Below are 5,523 nucleotides of genomic sequence, written 5' to 3'. Positions count from 1 at the left end.
CCAGACCTTGATCGAAATCTGGCGCAACAACAGCGGCAATGCGGCCATGGGACGTGGCATTGACGCCATGCTGAAACGCACGGCGGAGGTCATGCAGGACACGCCTCACACGCTCCTGCCTCTGGCCTTCCATGACTTTTATTTCAAGCTGCCGCAAAGTCAGCGCGTGCCCGCCATGAAGTATGCCGCCAAAATGCCTGCGACCCATCCGCAGGCGGCTTTGGGTCGTGAACTCGACTTGGCAGGTCGCTTCTTCCTTGGCACGGATAATCAGGCCCGTCAGAATACCGCCACCCAAAAAGCCATCGAGGAACTGGGCGGCATGCAGCCCGTCTGGAAATACTGCCGCGCCTTGCTGAGCGCGGAAAATGCCAGTCCGCGGGTGCGTCAGGCCCTCGTGCATTTCCTCTCCTACTGGGCGCACGACGACATCGACCCGGATTGCGCAAAACTCGGCGCTGCCGCCGCGCTGGAGTCCATGAAGCAGAAGCACTGCATCCATGGGTATCAATACGGCTGGATCATCCGCGCTTTCAACCTCCTGCCTGTCGATGCCGCGTGGCAGGCCGCCGCCCAGGAGCACTGGGACGCATGGATGGCACGTCTCGCCAACGGTGGATTGACCAAATACCAGCCCTATGACTGGGTCATCAACAGCATGCTGCGCATGACTGCCCGTTCGGGCAATGATGACTGGATGCGCACGATGCTGCGCCAGCATCACCACACGCTAAGCAACGAGCAGTCAGGCATCGTCAGTCTCATGCTCGGCGGTCAGCCGCAGCTCGCCGCAGAGCATTTCAAGGCCGAGTGGCGCACCTTCCTGATGGACCCTCAAAAAGAACTGCTCTGGAGCAAAGAGATCATCCAAAACCTGCCTGCCTTCAAAACCGCCTGTGGCGACCCCGGCCTGGCTTTGCTGGGAGAGATCTACCTCTCCTACATCAAAGATCCCTCCAAGTCCGAACAGGCCGCCATTCCGGGATTCAAAGGTCGCGAGGATCGTTTCAAAGACCTCGCGAAACGCTTCAAGGAAACCAAATTCACCGATGAAGAGATGCGCAAAGACTGCGTCGAGATCATCTGCAATTTCTACGACGCCGCAGACCTGATCCGTGATGCTGTCGATGAAGTCGCAGCCCAGACCAACATCGAGGCGCTCGCAGCCATGGATGAAACCTGGGAGCACTGGCGCCAGCTCAAGCCTCTGCAATTCTCTTTTGGCTGGAAGGCCGCGCATGGCGATGTGAAGCCCAACATCGCCGCCTATGATCGGGCTCTGGCTGCCCGCTACAGCCAGAGCTACTACCAGCGCTCGGCGGTCAAGGAAACCGGCTGGGGCCCGACATGGGTCTGCGGCTGGTTCTGGTCCCGCGAGTCCGAAGCGGGGCGCACTCCGGACGTCCGTCCCGTCTTGCCTTTCCTGGATTATATCATCACCAAAACTCCCGCCGATCTGCGGGAGATGCATGTGGCCGACTGCGTGACGCAGAAATGGCTCATCCACCTCATCCTCAACGAGCCCGCTGCCTTTGATTCATGGCGCAAAAGCTTGAAGGAGGAAGACCGGCGCGATTTCAAAAAGCGCGTTCAGGAGCGCTGGGAGATGTGGACCTGCATCCGCCAGTTTGCTGGCACGCAGAAAAAAATGCGCCTCACACCGGAGCAGCGCGCCCAGCTTGTCGCCGCAGTGGCTGGGGATGAATGGTGCGCCGCCATGTATCCCGCCGCCGGTCCCGGCATCCCCAATCTGATTAACGACATCGTGCCAAAGAGCACCGTCTTCAAACCTGACGAATTCGCTCCCGTGGCAGCCCAAATCGCCACGGCTCTGCCCCGCATGGGACGTACCGCCAGCGAGGCCGCAGACCTGCTCGCCGCGAACGGAAAAAACGACGCCGCCGCGCCTCTGTTTGCGCTGGCCTTTGAGCAGGCCCGCAAAGAAAACGAGAAGGACTACGGTCTCGCCGCCGGCTACGCCGTGAAGCAGGCCGAGATTCTCGAACGCACCGGAAAAAAGCCTGAGGCGCTACAAGTGCTTAAATCGCTAGACGAGAAGCGCTTGGGGGGCGGTGTTAAAAAATCCGTTGAATCCGCCATCGCACGCCTTTCCAAATAGTCCCAAGCAAAGTCTTGTCCCGCACGTCCCTCTCTGGTAAAACCCTCAGCAATTCCGCACACCATGCCTGCTCACGATCGAATCCTCGCGTTTCTGTCAGCTGTGAAAGCACGTCTAGATCTCGCTTGGCTTGTCCGGGCGTTCTGCGGCTCTCTTCTCGTCATCGGCTCCGCTCTTTGTCTGTGGTGCCTGGTTTGGGTGCTCCGCGGTTACGCTGTGCCCGCCAGCGGTTATATCGCGTCGGCAGTCGCCCTGCCCGTCATGGCTCTGGCAGCCTGGCTGCTCGGGCGTGCCACTCAGCGCAAAGCCGCCCGCATTGCCGATGAGCACTTCGATCTCAAAGACGCCATCAGCTCTCATCTGGGTTTCAGTGATGAGCATCGCGAGGGCGAATTCATCGCACTGCAGGCTGAGGCCACCGCCGTGCGCGTGCTGGCGCTTTCCCCTCGCAGCATTCCAGTGCAGTGGCCGCGTCGCATGCTCACCATCGCCGGTGTCCTGCTTCTGTCCTGCTTCGTGATGGGCTTCAAAAAAGATTCCCTCATCGTGGTCGAACGCCTCGCGCTGGAAACCGAGACCCTGAGCAAGAGTGAAGAGATCAACAAGGAACTCGAAAAAGAAGTCGAGGAACTTCTCAAAACTGCCAGCGATGAGGAAAAGGAACTCCTGCATCCCGACGAGTGGCGCAAGTGGGTTAAGGAACTGCGCGAGACCAAAGACCGCAAAGAGGCCATGCGCCAGTACGCCGAACTTGAGCGCAAGCTCACCGAGGCCGCCCAAAAGCTCAGCCAGCGCGACACCGAGCAGCTTCTCGCTAAAGCCGCGCAGGAAATGAAACAGACCGCCGAGCTGAAACCCATCTCCAAATCTCTCGAAGAACAAAACTACCGCCACGCCGCAGAGCAGCTGCGTCAGATGAAGCTCCAGGCCGATGTGCGGAAACCCGACGAAGCCCAAAAGGAACTCGCCAAACTCAAGTCCGCCTCCCAGCGCATGGCGGCCGCCGCGCGCAACTTCCAGCAGCGCACCGGCCAGCAGGGCAATCAAGGCAAAGGCAATCAGTCCCAGTCCAGCCAGAACCAGAACGCGCAGCAAAGCGGCCAAAACCAGCAGCAGTCCCAAGGCCAGCAGGGACAACAAGGGCAGCAGAGCATGGACCAGCAGATGACCGCTCTGGAGCAGTCCGTCCAAAATTTGGAACAGCAGCTCCAGCAACAGCAGCAGAACCCCAGTCAAAATCAAAGCCAGTGTCAGGCCTGCCAAAACAAGGCCAATCAAGCCCTGCAAAGCCTCTGCCAGAGCATGTGCCAGTCCTCCGCCAAGCGTGACATGATGAAGAAGCTTCTCTCGCTCGGTCAGTGCACCAGCAAATGCCAAGGCTTCATGTGCGACAAAGAATGCCAGAGCCTAAGTCAGTGCATCAAACCCGGCGGCAAAAAAGCCGGTTCCGGCTCTGTTGAAAGCCGCCGTGCCGAAAGCGATGCCACTCAGGACAATGGCAACCGCGATCAGCTCACCGGCCAGAAAGGCAGCGGCCCCAGCAACACCAGCATCGAGTCCGCCGACAGCGGCAGTGGCCGTGCCACCCGCACCGCCACCGTGCAGGAAAAAGCCTTCCAGCGTCAGGTCGAAAGTTTCATCCAGCGCGAAGACGTGCCCGCCGAAGTCAAAGAAGGCGTCAAAGAATACTTCAAAGGCATCCAGCAGGTCGGCAACGAAACGACCGCACCCGCCGCCAAGTAAAGAAGGTCACATTCATTCATCACATTCTAATCTCATGCCCGAAACTCCCGCCGCTGTTGTTCACTTCAAGGAAACGTTCGAGAAACTCAGAGCTGAAGTTGCCAAATTCATCGTCGGACAGCAGGACATCATTGAGCAAGTCCTCAGTGCCGTCATCTGCGGCGGTCACGTCCTGCTCGAAGGTGTCCCCGGCCTCGGCAAAACCGCGCTGGTAAACACGCTCGCCAAGGCGCTCCATCTCAAATTCCAGCGCATCCAGTTTACCCCCGATCTTCTTCCCGCCGACATCGTCGGCACTCAAATCCTCGTCGAGCGCGGTGGGCAGAAAGTCTTCGAATTCCAGCAGGGCCCCGTCTTCTGCAACGTGCTCCTCGCAGATGAAATCAACCGCGCCACGCCCAAGACCCAGTCCGCGCTGCTCGAAACCATGCAGGAAAAGCGCGTCACCGTCGCCGGCACCTCGCACAATCTCGGCTCTCCGTTCTTCGTGCTCGCCACGCAGAATCCCATCGAACAGGACGGCACCTACCCTCTGCCCGAAGCCCAGCTCGACCGCTTCTTCTTCAAACTCTACGTGCCCGTCCCCAGCCATGGTGAGTTCATCGAGATCCTCAACCGCACCGGCGGCAAGTCCTCTCCGGACATCAACGCCGTCGCCACTGGCGATGACATCCTGCAAATGGGCCAGGTCGTGCGCGAAGTCCCAGTCGAGGCCAGCGTGCAGGACTACCTCGTCAAGATCGTCCGTGCCACCCATCCCACCGATGTGAACGCAACGGACCGCGTGAAAAAATACGTGCGCCACGGCTCCTCTCCTCGCGGTGCGCAGACCATTCTCGCCGCCGCCCGCGTGCGCGCTTTGCTCGATGGCCGCTATCACGTCGCCCGTGAAGACATCGCCAAAGCCGCCACCCCAGCTCTCCGTCATCGCATTCTCCTCTCCTTCGAAGGTGAGGCGGAAGGTGTGAAGACCGACGAAGTCATCGCTGACGTGATCGAAAAGGTGAAGGCATGACCTTGACCGATCCAGCCTTCATCCGCCGCCTCGAATCCCTCTACTTGCTCGCACGCAAGATCTTGGGCGGTTCGTTGCAGTCGGATCGTCGCAGCACAAAAAAAGGAGCGGGCATCACCTTCGCCGACTACGCGCAGTATTCCCTTGGCGATGATTACCGCAGCATCGACTGGCGCGTTTACGCCAAGTTCGAATCCCTGCTCATCAAACTCTTCGAACTGGAGGAAGACGCTACCATCTACCTCCTCCTCGATTGCAGCCCCTCCATGGCCTCCAAGCAAGCCTACGCCAAGCAGCTAGCCGCCGCTCTGGGTTACATCGCGCTCAACACCCTCGACCGCCTCGCCGTCTACGGCCTCGCAGACCGCCTGCAGCCCTTGTTTGAACCTTCACGCGGCCGCAATCAAGTCATCCCACTTTTGCGCTCGCTGGAAGCTGCGCAAACTTTCGGCGGCAACACCGATCTCAACGCCTGTGCGCGTGAGTTTGAAGCGCGCCACCGTCGCAAAGGCCTCGTCTGCGTCATTTCAGATTTCCTCCTGCCCGGTGGTTACGAGGAAGGACTCAGCCGTCTGCAATGGCACAAGCACGAAGTCTTCTGCCTGCAAACACTCGACGACAACGACCTCCGCTGTGAGTGGAAAGG

General features: G+C 59.5%; 4 protein-coding genes. All 4 read left to right on the top strand.

Annotated features, from left to right (window positions below; all coding sequences use genetic code 11):
- Positions 1–2,119: hypothetical protein (locus tag ACIREA_RS25565; protein WP_397385155.1), on the top strand; the 2,119-nt coding region annotated here is incomplete at its 5' end.
- Positions 2,120–2,221: 102 nt separating this feature from the next.
- Entirely contained in the window at positions 2,222–3,862 is a 1,641-nt protein-coding gene (locus tag ACIREA_RS25560; protein WP_397385154.1) for a hypothetical protein, read from the top strand.
- 34 nt (positions 3,863–3,896) lie between these two features.
- Positions 3,897–4,877, top strand: coding sequence for an AAA family ATPase (locus ACIREA_RS25555; protein WP_397385153.1), 981 nt, complete (start codon positions 3,897–3,899; stop codon positions 4,875–4,877).
- The coding region (locus ACIREA_RS25550; RefSeq protein ID WP_397385152.1) for a DUF58 domain-containing protein at positions 4,874–5,523 on the top strand (650 nt) is incomplete at its 3' end. The genes ACIREA_RS25555 and ACIREA_RS25550, both read left to right, overlap by 4 nt.

Source organism: Prosthecobacter sp., assembly GCF_044373815.1.
Classification (GTDB): Bacteria; Verrucomicrobiota; Verrucomicrobiia; order Verrucomicrobiales; family Verrucomicrobiaceae; genus Prosthecobacter.
This window is presented reverse-complemented; position numbering and strand designations above follow the sequence as displayed.

Coding starts and splice junctions, on each gene's coding strand:
- ACIREA_RS25555 (WP_397385153.1), top strand. CDS start 3,897: ATGCCCGAAACTCCCGCCGCTGTTGTTCACTTCAAGGAAACGTTCGAG.